This window comes from Streptomyces sp. MH60 (assembly GCF_002939385.1).
Lineage (GTDB): Bacteria > Actinomycetota > Actinomycetes > Streptomycetales > Streptomycetaceae > Streptomyces.
The window spans coordinates 1-13677 of sequence record NZ_MULI01000122.1 but is presented as its reverse complement, the minus strand read 5'-3'; the positions used below and the strand labels follow the sequence as shown (position 1 = coordinate 13677).

Genomic DNA, 13677 nt, shown 5'->3' with positions numbered 1-13677 from the left:
CCGTCCGTCCCCCGCCCGCCGACGGCACAGGCGGTCGCCGTCAGCGCCAGCACCACCGCGAGCGCGGCGCCGGGCAGCGGACGGGCGGCGGGGGCGGGCGACGGACGGGCGGCGGGGGCGTGCTGCATCGGTGCCTCCTGGCGGGCCGGTGCGACCGGCGCCGTTCAGGATCGGTCACCCCTCCACGGCACCACCGTCCCCGCCGCGCCACCAGCGTGCACGGCCGTCCGGGTGAGAGCGCCCGACGACCGCGGCCAGCCGGTTACAGGCCCAGCCACACCGTCGTGTCCGGGCCCAGCCGGCCGTCCTCCAGCGGCGCGCTGCTCAGCAGCACCTCACCGGCGGGCAGGTCCACCGTCCGGCCGGAGAGGTTGGTGACGCAGCGCCAGCCGTCCGAGCGGTCGAACCGCAGCACCCCCGCCGGAACGTCGTCCGACCAGGTCAGCGACTCGCCGTCGAGCAGCTTGCGGCGCAGCCGCAGGGCCGTGCGGTACAGCTCCAGCGTCGAGCCCGCCACCCCGTCCTGGGCCTGGACGGCGTACGCCGCGAAGCCCGGCGGCTGCGGCAGCCACGCCCCGCCCGCGCCGAAGCCGTACGAGGGCCCCTCCGTCGTCCAGGGCAGCGGCACCCGGCAGCCGTCGCGGCCCTTGCGGACGTGGCCGGTCTGCTCCCAGATCGGGTCCTGGAGGACCTCGGTGGGCAGGTCGGCCACCTCGGGCAGCCCCAGCTCCTCGCCCTGGTAGAGGTACGCCGAGCCGGGCAGCGCCAGCATCAGCAGCGTCGCCGCGCGGGCCCGGCGCAGCCCGGCCGCCGGGTCGACGGCGGGGGCGTGGCCGCCGGACAGCAGCCAGGCGTCGGTGTCCGTGTCCGGCGGCAGGACCAGGCGGGTGGCGTGCCGGACGACGTCGTGGTTGGACAGCACCCAGGTCGCCGAGGCGCCGGCGGCCCGCGCGTCGGCCAGCGAGCCGGTGATGACCTCGCGCAGCTCGGCCGCGTCCCAGCCGGTCTGGAGGTACTCGAAGTTGAACGCCTGGCCGAGTTCGTCCGGGCGGGCGTACAGCACGCGCCGGGCGCCCGGGACCCAGGCCTCGGCGACGGCCGTGCGGGGCGGGGTGTAGGCGTCGAGGATCTTGCGCCAGTCGCGGTAGACCTCGTGGACGTCGTCGCGGTCGTAGAAGGGGTGGGTGCCCGGCGCGAACCGGTCGAGGGCCGCCTCGCCGCTCAGCTCGGGGGCGCCGAGGTCGCGCAGCGGCTCGGTCAGGTCCTTGACCAGCGCGTGCGCGACGTCGACGCGGAAGCCGTCGACGCCCCGGTCGCACCAGAACTTCAGCGTGGTGCGGAAGTCGGCGCGGACCTGCTCGTTCTCCCAGTTCAGGTCGGGCTGCTGGGGGGCGAAGAGGTGCAGGTACCACTGTCCGTCGGGCACCCGCTGCCAGGCGCTGCCGCCGAAGACGGACTGCCAGTCGGTGGGCGGCAGTTCGCCGTGCTCGCCGCGGCCGTCGCGGAAGACGTACCGGTCGCGGGCGGCCGATCCGGGACCGGCGGCCAGGGCCTCCCGGAACCAGGCGTGGCGGTGCGAGGTGTGGTTGGGGACCAGGTCGACGATCACCTTCAGGCCCAGCCGGTGGGCCTCGGCGGCCATCGCGTCGAAGTCGTCCAGCGTGCCCAGCCGGGGGTCGACGTCGCGGTAGTCGTCGACGTCGTAGCCGCCGTCGGCGAGTTCGGACGGGTAGAAGGGGCTGAGCCAGAGGGCGTCGACGCCGAGGGCGGCCAGGTGGGTCAGGCGCTGGGTGACGCCGCGCAGGTCCCCGAGCCCGTCGCCGTCGGCGTCGGCGAAGCTGCGGGGATAGACCTGGTAGATGACGGCCTGCCGCCACCAGTTGGGGTCCTTGGACGACAGATCGGGGGTGCTGGCGGTGCTGCGTACGGTCACGCGGCCTCCTTCGCGGTACGTGCGGGCGGCACGAACTGATCTGGTACGTCTGTCCAGATCACCCGAAAAGCGAACCCGCGCGCCCGCGACGCGCCGGTGACTACGCCTCCGTGCGCTCGACCGTGCCGAGGTACAGGTCCACGTACCGGGTCACGTCCACGTCCAGGGCCACGTCGACGAGGGGCTGTTCGCGCATGCCGTCGTGCAGTTCGGACTCGCCGACGCGCAGACGCCGGTCGACGAGGGTCTGGCCGCGGGCCGGGCCGGGGGCCAGGGACACCTCGACGGGCAGCCGGTGGGTGGTCAGGCCCGCCGGGTCGATCACCGCGCAGACCGCGCCCGCGTCGCCGAGGCCGCCGCCGGGGTCCGTGACGTCGGTGGCGGGGCCGCGGTGGGCGAGCAGCTCCCCGGCGAGCCGGGTGCCGGGCTCGGCGCTCGCGCGCAGCCGCCGTACGTCCGCGCCGGGCACGATCACCCGCTCGAACACGTCCAGGCCGTACATGGTGATCGGCACCCCGGCGGTGAGCAGGATCGCGGCGGCCTCCGGGTCGTGCCACACGTTGAACTCGGCGACCGGCGTCGCGTTCCCGGTGGCCACCGCGCCGCCCATGAACACGATCCGCTCGATGTTGCCGGTGACCTCCGGGTGGGTGCGCAGCAGCAGCGCGATGTTGGTCAGCGGCGCGGTGGGGATCAGGGTGACCGGGCGCGGGGAGGCGAGGATCTCCCGGCGCAGCAGCGTCACCGCGTCCACGTCGGCGGGGGCGCGGGTGGGCGCGGGCAGCCCGAGGTCGCCCATGCCGTCGGCCCCGTGCACGTGCCGCGCGGTGCGCACGCCCTCGATCAGCGGCCGCTCGGCACCCCGGGCGACGGGAATGTCCGGAGCACCGGCCCGCTCCAGCACGGTCAGCGTGTTCCGTACGACCCCCGTCACGTCGGTGTTCCCGGCCACGCAGGTGACCGCGCGCAGGTCCAGGCGCGGGTGCCGGACCGCCAGCAGCAGCGCCAGGGCGTCGTCGATGCCGGTGTCGCAGTCGATGATCACCGGAATGGGCTGCTGCTGCTCGGAGACGGTGCTCACGGCCGGGGCTCCTTGTGCTTCGCGGGGGACGCCGATGCGGCGACCTTACGCGGACGCGACCGCGTCCCCCGGCTCGGCGGCGTGCGGGATCGCTTCGGCAGGAGTGCGGACTCAGTCGGACGGCCACAGTTCGGGGCCGCGGGCCTCGACCCGTTCGGTGACGCGGTGCAGGAGTTCGGTGCCGGGCAGCAGGCCCGGACGGCGGCCGTCGCGCAGGCGTACGTCGACCAGGCCGCCGTCCTGCGCCTCCCGCGCACCGATCACCGCCTGGTACGGCACCTTCCGCGCCGCCCGGACCCGGGCGCCGAGGCTGCCGCGCTCCGGGTCGGCGACCTCGGCCCGCAGACCCAGCTCGGCGGCCCGCCGGACGAGGGCGTACGCCGCCTCCCGCTGCGCCCCGGCCACCGGCAGCACCACCAGCTGCACCGGGGCCAGCCACGCCGGGAACGCGCCGCCGTACGCCTCGATCAGGTGGGCGACCGCCCGCTCCACGCTGCCGATGACACTGCGGTGCACCATGACCGGGCGGTGCCGGGTGCCGTCGGGGGCGGTGTAGCGCAAGCCGAAGCGTTCGGGCTGGTGGAAGTCGATCTGGACGGTCGACAAGGTCGACTCGCGGCCCGCCAGGTCCTCGATCTGCACGTCGATCTTCGGGCCGTAGAAGGCCGCCTCGCCCTCCACCGCCTCGTACGGCAGTCCGTCCAGGGCCTCTTCGAGCAGCGCGGTGGCCCGCCGCCACAGCTCCGGGTCGGCGACGTACTTGCCGCCCGGCCCCGGCAGGGACAGGCGGTAGCGGGCGGCCCGGATGCCGAGGTCGGCGTGGGCGCGGCGGATGAGCCCGAGGGCGGCGCGGGCCTCGTCGGCGGCCTGGTCCGGGGTGCAGAAGATGTGCGCGTCGTTGAGGTGGATGGCCCGCACGCGGGTGAGTCCGCCGAGGACGCCGGAGGGCTCGGAGCGGTACATCGCGCCCAGCTCGGCGATGCGCAGGGGCAGTTCGCGGTAGCTGCGGGAGCGGGAGCGGTAGACCAGGGCGTGGTGCGGGCACAGGCTCGGCCGCAGCACGACCTCCTCGGCGCCCAGCTCCATCGGCGGGAACATGTCGTCGCGGTAGTGCTCCCAGTGCCCCGAGATCTCGTACAGCTCGCGTTTGCCGAGGACGGGCGAGTAGACGTGCCGGTAGCCGGCCCGGCGCTCGGCCTCGCGGACGTACTCCTCCAGGGTGTGGCGGACGACCGCGCCGTCGGGCAGCCAGTACGGCAGGCCCGCGCCCATGAGGGGATCGGTGTCGAACAGTGCCAGTTCGCGGCCGAGCCGCCGGTGGTCCTCGTGGTGCACGGTGGTCTCCCTCACAACGGTCCACAGGACGAGCACCACGCGACGAAGCCCCGGGGCACTCGCCCCGGGGCTTCGGACTTCTGGTCAGCAGTCAGCGCGCCGGGACGGTCCCCGGCGTCGTCATCGAGAACAGACGGGCGCGCTTCATGAGGACGACGGTACGGGGGGCCGGGTGCGGGCGCGAGCGAGTTTCGTCCGGACGGGAGCCGCCCCGCACGGTCACCCGCTCGTACGAGGCGGTGCCGAGCCGTCGGCCCGGTCCTCCCTCTGTACAGGTCACGACGCACCAGCGGCCGGGGGCGGCGTCGCCCGCGTCCTCAGACGTGTCCCGGTCCACCGCTGCCGAAGGCTCCGCTCGATCCCGGCTGCCAGCGGCGCCGCTTCTGGTCGTCGCCGCGGCGGCTGCCCGAGTGGTGCAGTTCGTAGGGCATGAGCCGCGGGCTCCCGTCGTCGTTCAGCGGGATCTCGTCGGGTTCGCGCATCTCCCGCTCCTCGTGGACGGCCCCGGTGGCCGGGAGATGCGGCTGTTCGTCGGCGCGGGGGCGGTCGGGCTCCCGGTCCATGACCCGCATGCCGGCGCGTACGGCCCAGATCAACCCGCCGGCGATCACCAGCCCGATGATGAAGACCACCGTCACCTTGAGCCCGCCCGAAGGCGCGGCCAGCACTACATACGTTGCCGTACTCATGTTCTGATTATGTACCCCCAAATGAGATAAAGCGCCTGCTATGTCCGCACGTATGTCCGTGCGTATGTGCTCGTGATTGGGACGGGCCGGTGGCTGGTACCCGGTCGGCACGGGGCGGGCCGGCCTCGGGCCGCCGTCCTCCCGCGTCACCGGTGGAAGGAGCAGCCCATGACCGCGCCGTTGACGGCGGACGCCCATGAGTTCGGCCTGGTCGGGGACGGCACCGCCGACGACCGCCCGGCCCTGCAGAAGCTGGTGGACGCACTGGGCGACGCCACCGCCGAGGACGGGCGGCCGCGCACCGTGCGCGTACCCGCCGGGCGGTACGCGATCCGGAACGAGCCGGTGCTCTGGCGCAGCGGCGTCTCGCTGGTCGGCGCCGGACGCGGTGCCACGTGCTTCGCCCTCGCCAACCCGGGCGCCCCCACGCGGCCGGTGCCCCTGGCCTGGTTCACCACCGCGCAGCACGGCGCGGGACGGGACCACCACATCGCGGACGTCACCTTCGCCCACTTCGAGATCGACGGGCTGGGGGTGGCGACCGAGGAGTACGAGGTGCTGGCCAAGGGGCTGGGCCTGCAGTACGTGCTGCGCGGGCGCTTCAGCGACCTGTACATCCACGACACCGCCGCCACCGGCTTCGGGTGCGACTTCCTCCAGGACACGGTGGTGGAGGGGGTGCTGACCGAGCGGTGCGGGCGGCAGGACCCCGGCGAGAAGATGGGCGGCGCGGGCATCGGGATCGGGGTCGGCGGGTGGGGGCCGGTCGAACGGCTGGCGGTGACCGACTGCACCGCGCGCGGCAACGGCACCAACGGCATCTTCCTGGAACTCCAGCAGGAGGAGTGGGTCCCGCCCCGCGGCATCCGCGTCACCGCCTGCCACACCGAGGACAACCGCTACGGCATCTCCGACTGGGGCGCCGACGGCCTCCAGGTCACCGGCTGCACGATGCTCGGCAACCACGTCGCCGGGTTCGACGTGTCGGCGCAGGGCACGACCAGCGTCGGCGGACGCGGCGGCCTCGTCACCGGGTGCGTGATCGACGGCAACGCGGGGGACGGGATCGCGCTGGGCAACACCCCCGGGCCGTACGGCTTCCACGGCAACCGGGTCGGCAACAACGGCCGGTACGGCTACTGGGAGCACAACCTGGCCGGCGGCGACCAGGAACCCGCCACGGACATCGTCCTGGAGTCCAACGACATCCACGACAACGCGCTGGACGGCATCCGCTTCGACGCCCCGCTGCACGAGCCCGCGCTCTTCGGCAACCGGATCCGGGGCAACGGCCGCCGCGCCGCGCCACCGGTGCGAGGGGGCGGCGAGGGCGTCCGGTGCGGGCCACTGTCGCTGACCGACGAGCGGGCCGACTGGCTCCCGGGCGGCCACCGCGGCAAGGAGCTGACGGTCGGTGGCGACCCCGAAGCGGCCGAGGCCGCCGCCGAGGTTACCGATGAGGCCACCGCCGAGGTCACCGCCGTGGTCGTCGACAACACGGCGACCCGGCTCACCCTCGCCCCGGTGCGCCCGGGAGCCGACACCGCGTGGCCCGACGGCACCCCCGCGCCCGGCACCGCCTACCGCCTCCCGGACTCCCCGGCCCCGCGCGCCGGTCTCACCGCCGCCGCTGCCGTGACCCACCCGTACGTGCACGGCAACCGCGTCCGGGACGACGGGCACCCCCGCACCCAGATCCACGCCGTGTGGATCGCGCCCGGGGCCGTCTGGACCGGCGGCCGGGTCTCCGGCAACGACTTCGGCGGCAACGGCTCGGCGTCGACCCGTTTCGACTCGGCGCCCAGTGGCGGGCGCTGGCGCGACAACGCGGGGTGACGCGGCGGCCCGGCCGTCAGGCTGCCCGCAGGGCGTCCACCGCGATCCGGGCCGCGGTGCCGATCACCGCGTCCGCCGCCGGGAGCACGGCCGCCGTGTGGGCGGTGCGGGTGAAGACGGCCACGGCGTAACGGCCGCCGTCGGGGTATTCGACGACGCCGACCTCGTTGCGCAGGGTCGGCAGGCTGCCGGTCTTGCCGGCCACGTGCACGTCGTCGAAGGGGAAGCCCGAGGCCAGGCGGTGCGGCCACACCTGGAGGCCCATGATCCGGCGCATCGCGTCGCCGTACTCGGGCGGGCAGGCCTCGTCCCGCCACAGGGCGCCGAGCAGGCGGGTCATGTCGCGGGGGGTGCTGTGGTTGGTGCGGGCCGGGTCCAGGGCGCGCAGCCGGGTGATGACGTGCGGATCGGTCAGCGCCCGGGCACCGGCGGGCCCGGCGTCCTCGCGCATGGTGCCCAGCATCTCGCCGAAGCCGTACACCGCCCGTGTCCGGGTGAGGCCGAGCCGGGCCGTGGTGCGGTTGACGGCGTCCAGGCCGACCCGGCGCAGCAGCAGGTCGGCGGCGGTGTTGTCGCTGACGGACATCATCAGGTACGCGGTGTCGCGCAGGGACAGCCGGACCGGGTCGAGCATGGCCGCGAGCCCGGTGGGCCCCGGGGTGCGTCCGGCGGGCGGGCACTCGACCTGCTCGGTGAGGTCCAGCTCCCCGGCCGCCGCCAGCGCGTGCAGCGTCACCAGGACGCACAGCTTGTGGACACTCGCCGTGCAGACCGGCTGGTCCGCCCCGACCCCGACCTGCGTCCCCGAGTCGATGTCCACGGCGTGCAGCCACCCGGTGACCCCGGCGTCGGCGAAGGCCGCGTCCAGCCGGGCGGCGGTGGCGGTGTCGGTCATGACCGGGCCTCCGGTGCCGAGTGGGGTCCCGCAGCCCGAGCGACCACCACGACGCGGGCACCGGCCCGGCCGGGCGCCTCCCGGAGGGCGCCGCGGAGGGCGGGGCGAGTGGGGGGCGTCGGACGTCGGTGGTGGGTGGCGGTGGGGTGGGCCGGGTGGGGGCCGAAGGTGGCGGGCTCGGTCACAGCCAGAACTCCGATGCCGGGCGGAGGTGCAGGGGCCGGGCCGGTGTCTCGGCGTGGGCGCCGGCCGTGGTGCGCAGGGCGTGGGTGGCCGCGTCCGCGAAGGCGCCGACGGCGGCGTCGCCGCGCCCCTTGGGCCAGGCTGCGGAGTGCCGCCAGGCGGGCGGCGCCCCGGCCAGCGGACGCCAGACCAGGTCCTGGTCGCCGGGGGCCACGAGCCGGGTGTCGCGGGGGCCGAGGGCGACGGCCCCCGACGAGAGGACCAGACCGCGGACGAAGCTGGCGCCCTGGCCGTGCCGTACCGCGGCGGGCGTGTAACCGCCCCGGGCGCAGGCGGTGAGCAGGTCGTCGTAGACGGCGGGGGCGTCGGCGCGCGGGAAGAGGACCAGGTCGTAGCCGGTGAGGGCGGCGAGCGGCACCTCGTCCAGCTCCGTCTGGGGCGCGCCGCGCGGCAGCAGTACGCCGAGGTCGCGGCGGAGCACCGGGCCCAGCTCCAGGCCGGTGACGTCGCACGGGTGGTGGATGAGGCCGACGTCCAGCTCGTGAGCGGCGAACCCGGCGAGCTGCTGCGCGGTGGTCAGCTCGTGCAGCTCCAGTTCGAGGCCCGCGTGCCGGCGGCGGAAGTCGGCCAGCAGCGCGGCGACCGTCTCGCCGGAGATGTCGGGGGACAGGGCGGCGCGCAGCAGACCGCTCTCGCCGTCCCGGATACGGCGTGCGGCGGTTCGCAGCGCCTCGGCGCGGGCCAGCAGCTCACGGGCCTCGGCGAGCAGCAGCGTGCCCGCCTCGGTGATGGTCACCTGGCGGCTGGTGCGCTCGAAGAGCCGGACGCCCAGCTCCTTCTCCAGCCGCTGGATGCGCTGCGACAGGGGCGGCTGGGCCATGCCCAGCCGGGCGGCGGCACGTCCGAAGTGTGACTCTTCTGCAACAGCCACAAAGCACTCCAGGTGCCGCACCAGGTCCACGACCAGTAATCATATCGGTGATTGATCGATCCGACATCCATATCGGTCTTGGACAGGGACACGGCGGGGTTGCTCTCCTCGGGCCATGCGCTCCTTCCGTGACCGTGGCCGTGCCCATGACCGTCGCCCCGCGCCCCGCGCCCGCCGGTGGCCCGGCGTGCTCGCCCTCGCCCTCGTACTCCCCCTGGCCGGCTGCGCCACCGACCCGGATGCCGGCGCCGACTCCGGCCGTCCGGCCGCGGCGCCGTCGGCGAGCGGCCCGTCCGCCGGCGGTACGGGCACTCCGGCGCCGGAGGTCCGCGCACAGCTCCGGGTGGACGGTGACGTCCGCCGGTACCTGCTGCACCGGCCCCCCGCCGCCACCCCCGCCGCCGACGACGGCCCGAGGCCGCTCCTCATCGCCTTCCACGGCCGCGGTGCCGACGCCGCCGAGCTGCGGGCGAAGACCCGGCTGGAGCGGGCCGCCACCGCGCGCGGCATGCTCGTCGCCTTTCCCGAGGGCCTCGGCCACGGCTGGGGCGCGGGCACGCAGGCGACGAAGCAGCGCCCGGACCCCGGCCTGGACGTGCGGTTCACCGAGGCGTTGGTCAAGCACCTGGTCCGCACCGAGCGGGCCGACCCCGACCGGGTCTACGTCGCCGGGTTCTCCAACGGCGGCTCGATGGCCCTGCGCATGGCCGCCGAGCGCCCCGCCCTGCTGGCGGGCGCGGCCTCGGTCTCCGGTCAACTGCCCACGGGGGCCGCCGCGGTGGAGCCCACCGGGCCCGTCCCCGTCATGGTCGTCTACGGCGCCGACGACCCCGTACGGCCGCTCGCGGGCCTGCCCTCCCCGCCGCCGGACCCCGAGGAGCCGATCCTGCCGACCCGGTCGGCCCGGGACAGCGCGGCGGCGTTCGCGGCGGCCGGGGGTGCGGGCGAGCCGGTCACCCGGGAGGAGAAGGGCTACGACCGGACGGTGTGGCGGCTCGGGAACGAGGCCCCCGGCGGCGACCGGCGGCCCGGCGGCGGCACCGTGCAACTCCTCGTCGTCGACGACGCCGGTCACACCTGGCCGGGCTCGACCGTTCCCCCGCCCGAGGGGTTCGGCCCCGTCAGCAAGGCCCTCGACGCCACCGACACGATCCTCGACTTCCTCACCGGCCCCGGCCGCTGACCGACAAGGACCTTCCCATGCCCGACGCTCCCCACCTCACCTCTCCCCACCTCACCCCTCCCCGCCGCCGCGGGCCCCGCAACGGGGTCCGGGCCGTCGCCGCCGTGGGTGTCGTCCTCGCGATCGCCGCGGGCGGCTCGTACGCCGCCGGGTTCGGCCCCTTCGCGCGCGGCGACGACGGACCCGACCCCGCCGCGATGCGACAGGCGCGCGCCTTCCTCGCCGACTGGGCCGCCGGGCGCCTGCCGAGCGCGGCTGGCCGCACCACCGAGCCCGGCAAGGCGCAGGAGGTGCTGCAGAGCTTCACCGCGGGGCTCGACATCGAGAAGCCGAAGCTGACGGCGGCGGACGACGGCGCGAAGGAGGAGAAGGACGGCACCCTCGGCGTCCCCTTCACCGCCCGGATGCCGGTCACCGGCCTGGGCACCTGGACGTACGACTCGCGGCTGCCGCTGCGCGAGCAGGGCGACGGCAGCTGGAAGGTGGACTGGCGGCTGTCCCTGGTGCACCCGCGGCTGAGCGAGACGGAGAAGTTCCGCCTGGAGCGCGAGGAGACCGCCCCGCCGAAGGTCACGGACCGTCAGGGGGTCTCCCTCGTGGGCGACGCGTACCCGTCCCTGGCCCCGCTCCTGGGACGGCTCGCCGGTGAGGCGGGCGGCGGCGGTCCGCGCGGCGCGGTCGAGCTGGTCGACCGGGCCAGCGGCGAGACGGTGCGCACCGAGGCGGCCTTCGGCAAGAAGCCCGACCCGGCGACGGCGGACCGGCCCGTGCGCACCACCCTGGACGCCGGCTGGCAGGCCGCCGCGGAGCGGGCCCTCGGGGAGGCCGACGGCAAGAACGCCTCCCTCGTCGCCCTGCGCGTCGACAACGGCGAGGTCCTCGCCCTCGCCAACTCGCCCTCCTCCGGCTTCAACCGCGCCGCCTCCGGCACCTACGCGCCCGGCTCCACCTGGAAGATCGTCACCAGCAGCGCCCTGCTGCTCAAGGACGCGGTCGCGCCCGACGACGTCGTGGACTGCCCCAAGTACCTCACGGTGGGCAAGGAGTTCCACAACGTGGAGACCTCCGAGCACCCCGGCGCCACCTTCCGCAAGGACTTCACCGAGTCCTGCAACACCGCCTTCATCAGCCTGCGCGTCAAGCTCGACGACGCGGAGCTGGGGAAGGTCGCGCGCACCTACTTCGGGGTCGGCCAGGAGTGGCACGTCGGCATCCCGACGTACGACGGATCGGTGCCGGCCCCCAAGGACGAGACGGAGAAGGCCGCGTCGATGATCGGGCAGGGCCGGGTCCAGGCCAACCCCCTGATCATGGCGTCGGTGACGGCCACCGCGGTGTCCGGCGAGTTCCACCAGCCGTCCGTCACCGCGGGCAACGAGAACGGGACCCGTACCGAGCCGCTGCCCGACGAGGTCGTCACCCAGCTGCGCGGGCTGATGCGGGCCACCGTCACCGACGGCACCGCGCGCGTCCTGGCCGACCTGCCCGGTGAGATCGGCGCCAAGACCGGCACCGCCGAGGTCTCCGACGACCAGGACAACAACGGCTGGCTCGTCGCCCACCGGGGCAACGTCGCCGTCGCCGCCGTCGTCGAGGAGGGCGTCACCGGCGGCGGCTCGGCGGGGCCGATCGTGCACAGCCTGCTGTCGGCCGTACCGGAGGACCCGTCCTGATCCCGGCCCGGTCCCGGCGCGGTCCCGGCGCGGTCCCGGCGCGGTCCCGGGCGGTCCCGGTGCCGACGGTCCGCGGATCAGCCGAGGCGCACCGGCAGTTCGGTCAGCCCCCGCAGCAGGGTGCTGGTGCGCCAGGTGAGCGTCGCCGGGTCGGCGGCGAGTTCGAGCGCGGGGTGCCGTTCGAGGAGCAGGCGTACGGCGACGGCGGCCTCGACGCGGGCCAGCGGGGCGCCCAGGCAGTGGTGCGGGCCGTGGCCGAAACCGAGGTGGCCCCGCGGGCGGCGGCCGATGTCGAAGCGGTCGGGGTCGGGGTGGTGCGCCGGGTCGCGGGAGGCGGCGGCGAGGGAGACGAGCACCGAGTCGCCCGCCGCGATATCGGTGCCCGCCAGCTCCAGCGGCTCGGCCGCGAAGCGGAACGCGGAGGCGTGGACGGGGGAGTGGTAGCGCAGCGACTCCTCCACGGCGCTCTCGGTCAGCGCCGGCTCGGCGCGCAGGCGGGCGAGCTGGTCGGGGTGGGTGAGCAGGCCGTGGACGGTGGCGGAGATCAGGTTGACGGTCGTCTCGTGCCCGGCGACCAGGATGAGGAAGGCCATGCCGAGCAGTTCCCCGGCGGTGAGTTCGCCGCTGTCGGCGGCCGCGACCAGGTCGCCGAGCAGCGTGCCGTCCGGGGTGCGGTGCTTGGCGTCGGTCAGCTCGGTGAGATAGCCGGTCAGGGCGTCGGCCGCCGACCGGGCCGCCTCCGGCGAGGTGGGCATCACCAGCTCGTTCGACCAGGTGTGGAAGCCCCCGCGGTCGCTCTCCGGGACGCCCAGCAGCTCGCAGATCACCGTGACCGGCAGCGGCAGGGCGTACCGGGCGACCAGGTCGGCCGGGCCCGTTCGCGGCAGCGCGTCCAGCAGGTCGTGCGCGACGCGCTCGACGCGCGGGCGCAGGGCGGCGGTCCGGCCCGGTGTGAAGTGCCCGGCGACCAGCCGGCGCAGACGGGTGTGCTGCGGCGGGTCGCTCTGGAGCATGTTGTGGCCGATGGCGTGTCCGCCGTCGCTCTGCCAGGACGCGGAGTGCCGGATGTCGTTGCGCAGCCGCGGGTCGGCGAGCGCGGCCCGCGCCGCGTCGCGCGTCACCACCAGCCAGCTCTCCCCGCTGCCCGGCACGAGCACCCGGTGCACGGCGCCCGCGGTCCGCAGGGCGGCCAGTTCCTCGGGGGTGGGCGCGGTCATGGGGCCTCCTGGGGAAACCGAGCTAAACAGGGAGTACTCCCCACTTCTTTCGCCGACGATAGCATCGGCACCCGGAGCACGGGGAGCACTCCCCGGTTCGAACGACCCGGAGGGCGAGGATGACCGTCGGCGCACGCGACGGAGCGCCCCGGCAGCGACGTGACGCGCGGCGCAACCGGGAGCTTCTGCAGGAGGCGGCCCACGAGGTGTTCACCGAGCAGGGGCTGGACGCGCCGCTGGACGTGATCGCGCGCCGGGCGGGGGTGGGCAACGCGACGCTCTACCGCCACTTCCCCACCCGCGCCGCCCTGGTGGACGCCGTGTTCCGGGACTCGCTGACGGGCACGATGGACGCCGGTGAGCAGGCCAGGAAGGCCCCGGACGCGTGGGCGGGGCTTACCGCCTACCTGGAGGCGGTCTTCAGCACCCTGGCCGCCGACCGCGGCTCCAACGACCTCATGACCACGCATCTGCGGGGGGTCGAGAGCCTGGAGGCCGTGCACGAGCACAACCGCCGGACCGTGGCCGCCCTGCTGTCCCGGCTCCGCGACGAGGGCGCCGTCCGGGCCGACGTCACCACCGAGGACGTGCTGTTCGGACTCGCGGCACTCGGCCGCGCGGTCCCGGCGCTGACCGCGGCGACGGCGGCCCCGGAGGCGACGGCGCCCCCGGACGCGACCGCGACGGCGACCGCGCCGGATGCCTGGCGCCGCCCCCTCGC

At 75.3% G+C, this 13677-nt stretch carries 11 protein-coding genes; 4 read left to right on the top strand and 7 right to left on the bottom strand.

Annotated elements, in window-relative coordinates:
- Positions 1-262 precede the first annotated feature (262 nt).
- From BZZ08_RS36725 to BZZ08_RS36710, 4 genes are all read right to left on the bottom strand, one after another.
- Positions 263-1933 carry a glycoside hydrolase family 13 protein gene (locus BZZ08_RS36725; protein ID WP_104636496.1) on the bottom strand — a complete coding sequence of 557 codons (1671 nt, stop codon included), beginning with the start codon at positions 1931-1933 and terminating at the stop codon, positions 263-265.
- Between the two features lie 100 nt (positions 1934-2033).
- Positions 2034-3014: a nucleoside hydrolase gene (locus BZZ08_RS36720; RefSeq protein WP_104636495.1), complete on the bottom strand. Its 981-nt coding sequence runs from the start codon at positions 3012-3014 to the stop codon at positions 2034-2036.
- A gap of 111 nt (positions 3015-3125) precedes the next feature.
- A complete protein-coding gene (gene thrS, locus BZZ08_RS36715) occupies positions 3126-4349 on the bottom strand; it encodes a threonine--tRNA ligase (RefSeq protein WP_241965652.1) in 1224 nt (407 codons plus the stop codon).
- Between the two features lie 317 nt (positions 4350-4666).
- Positions 4667-5038, bottom strand: a complete 372-nt coding sequence (locus tag BZZ08_RS36710) for a DUF6479 family protein (protein WP_104636493.1) — start codon at positions 5036-5038, stop codon at positions 4667-4669.
- A gap of 168 nt (positions 5039-5206) precedes the next feature.
- Here BZZ08_RS36710 and BZZ08_RS36705 point away from each other — a divergent pair, with 168 nt between their 5' ends.
- Positions 5207-6874 (top strand): right-handed parallel beta-helix repeat-containing protein, encoded by a 1668-nt coding sequence (locus tag BZZ08_RS36705; protein ID WP_241965651.1) that lies wholly within the window; start codon positions 5207-5209, stop codon positions 6872-6874.
- 16 nt (positions 6875-6890) lie between these two features.
- Here BZZ08_RS36705 and BZZ08_RS36700 read toward each other — a convergent pair whose 3' ends face one another.
- Entirely contained in the window at positions 6891-7769 is an 879-nt protein-coding gene (locus BZZ08_RS36700) for a serine hydrolase (protein ID WP_104636492.1), read from the bottom strand.
- Between the two features lie 181 nt (positions 7770-7950).
- On the bottom strand, positions 7951-8883 hold the full coding sequence (locus tag BZZ08_RS36695; RefSeq protein WP_241965650.1) for a LysR family transcriptional regulator: 933 nt from the start codon (positions 8881-8883) through the stop codon (positions 7951-7953).
- A 115-nt stretch (positions 8884-8998) separates the two neighbouring features.
- Between BZZ08_RS36695 and BZZ08_RS36690 the strand changes: the two genes are divergently transcribed.
- Both BZZ08_RS36690 and BZZ08_RS36685 read left to right on the top strand, forming a co-directional pair.
- Positions 8999-10066 (top strand): alpha/beta hydrolase family esterase, encoded by a 1068-nt coding sequence (locus BZZ08_RS36690; protein ID WP_104636490.1) that lies wholly within the window; start codon positions 8999-9001, stop codon positions 10064-10066.
- 17 nt (positions 10067-10083) lie between these two features.
- The gene (locus BZZ08_RS36685) at positions 10084-11739 is read left to right on the top strand and encodes a penicillin-binding transpeptidase domain-containing protein (RefSeq protein WP_104636489.1); all 1656 of its coding nucleotides are present in this window, start codon (positions 10084-10086) and stop codon (positions 11737-11739) included.
- Between the two features lie 77 nt (positions 11740-11816).
- Here the strand turns inward: BZZ08_RS36685 and BZZ08_RS36680 are convergent, their stop codons facing one another.
- Positions 11817-12956, bottom strand: coding sequence for a cytochrome P450 family protein (locus BZZ08_RS36680; RefSeq protein ID WP_104636488.1), 1140 nt, complete (start codon positions 12954-12956; stop codon positions 11817-11819).
- A gap of 119 nt (positions 12957-13075) precedes the next feature.
- On the opposite strand from BZZ08_RS36680, the gene BZZ08_RS36675 reads away from it, so the two are divergent.
- A partial coding sequence (locus tag BZZ08_RS36675) for a TetR/AcrR family transcriptional regulator (RefSeq protein ID WP_104636487.1) occupies positions 13076-13677 on the top strand: 602 nt, incomplete at its 3' end.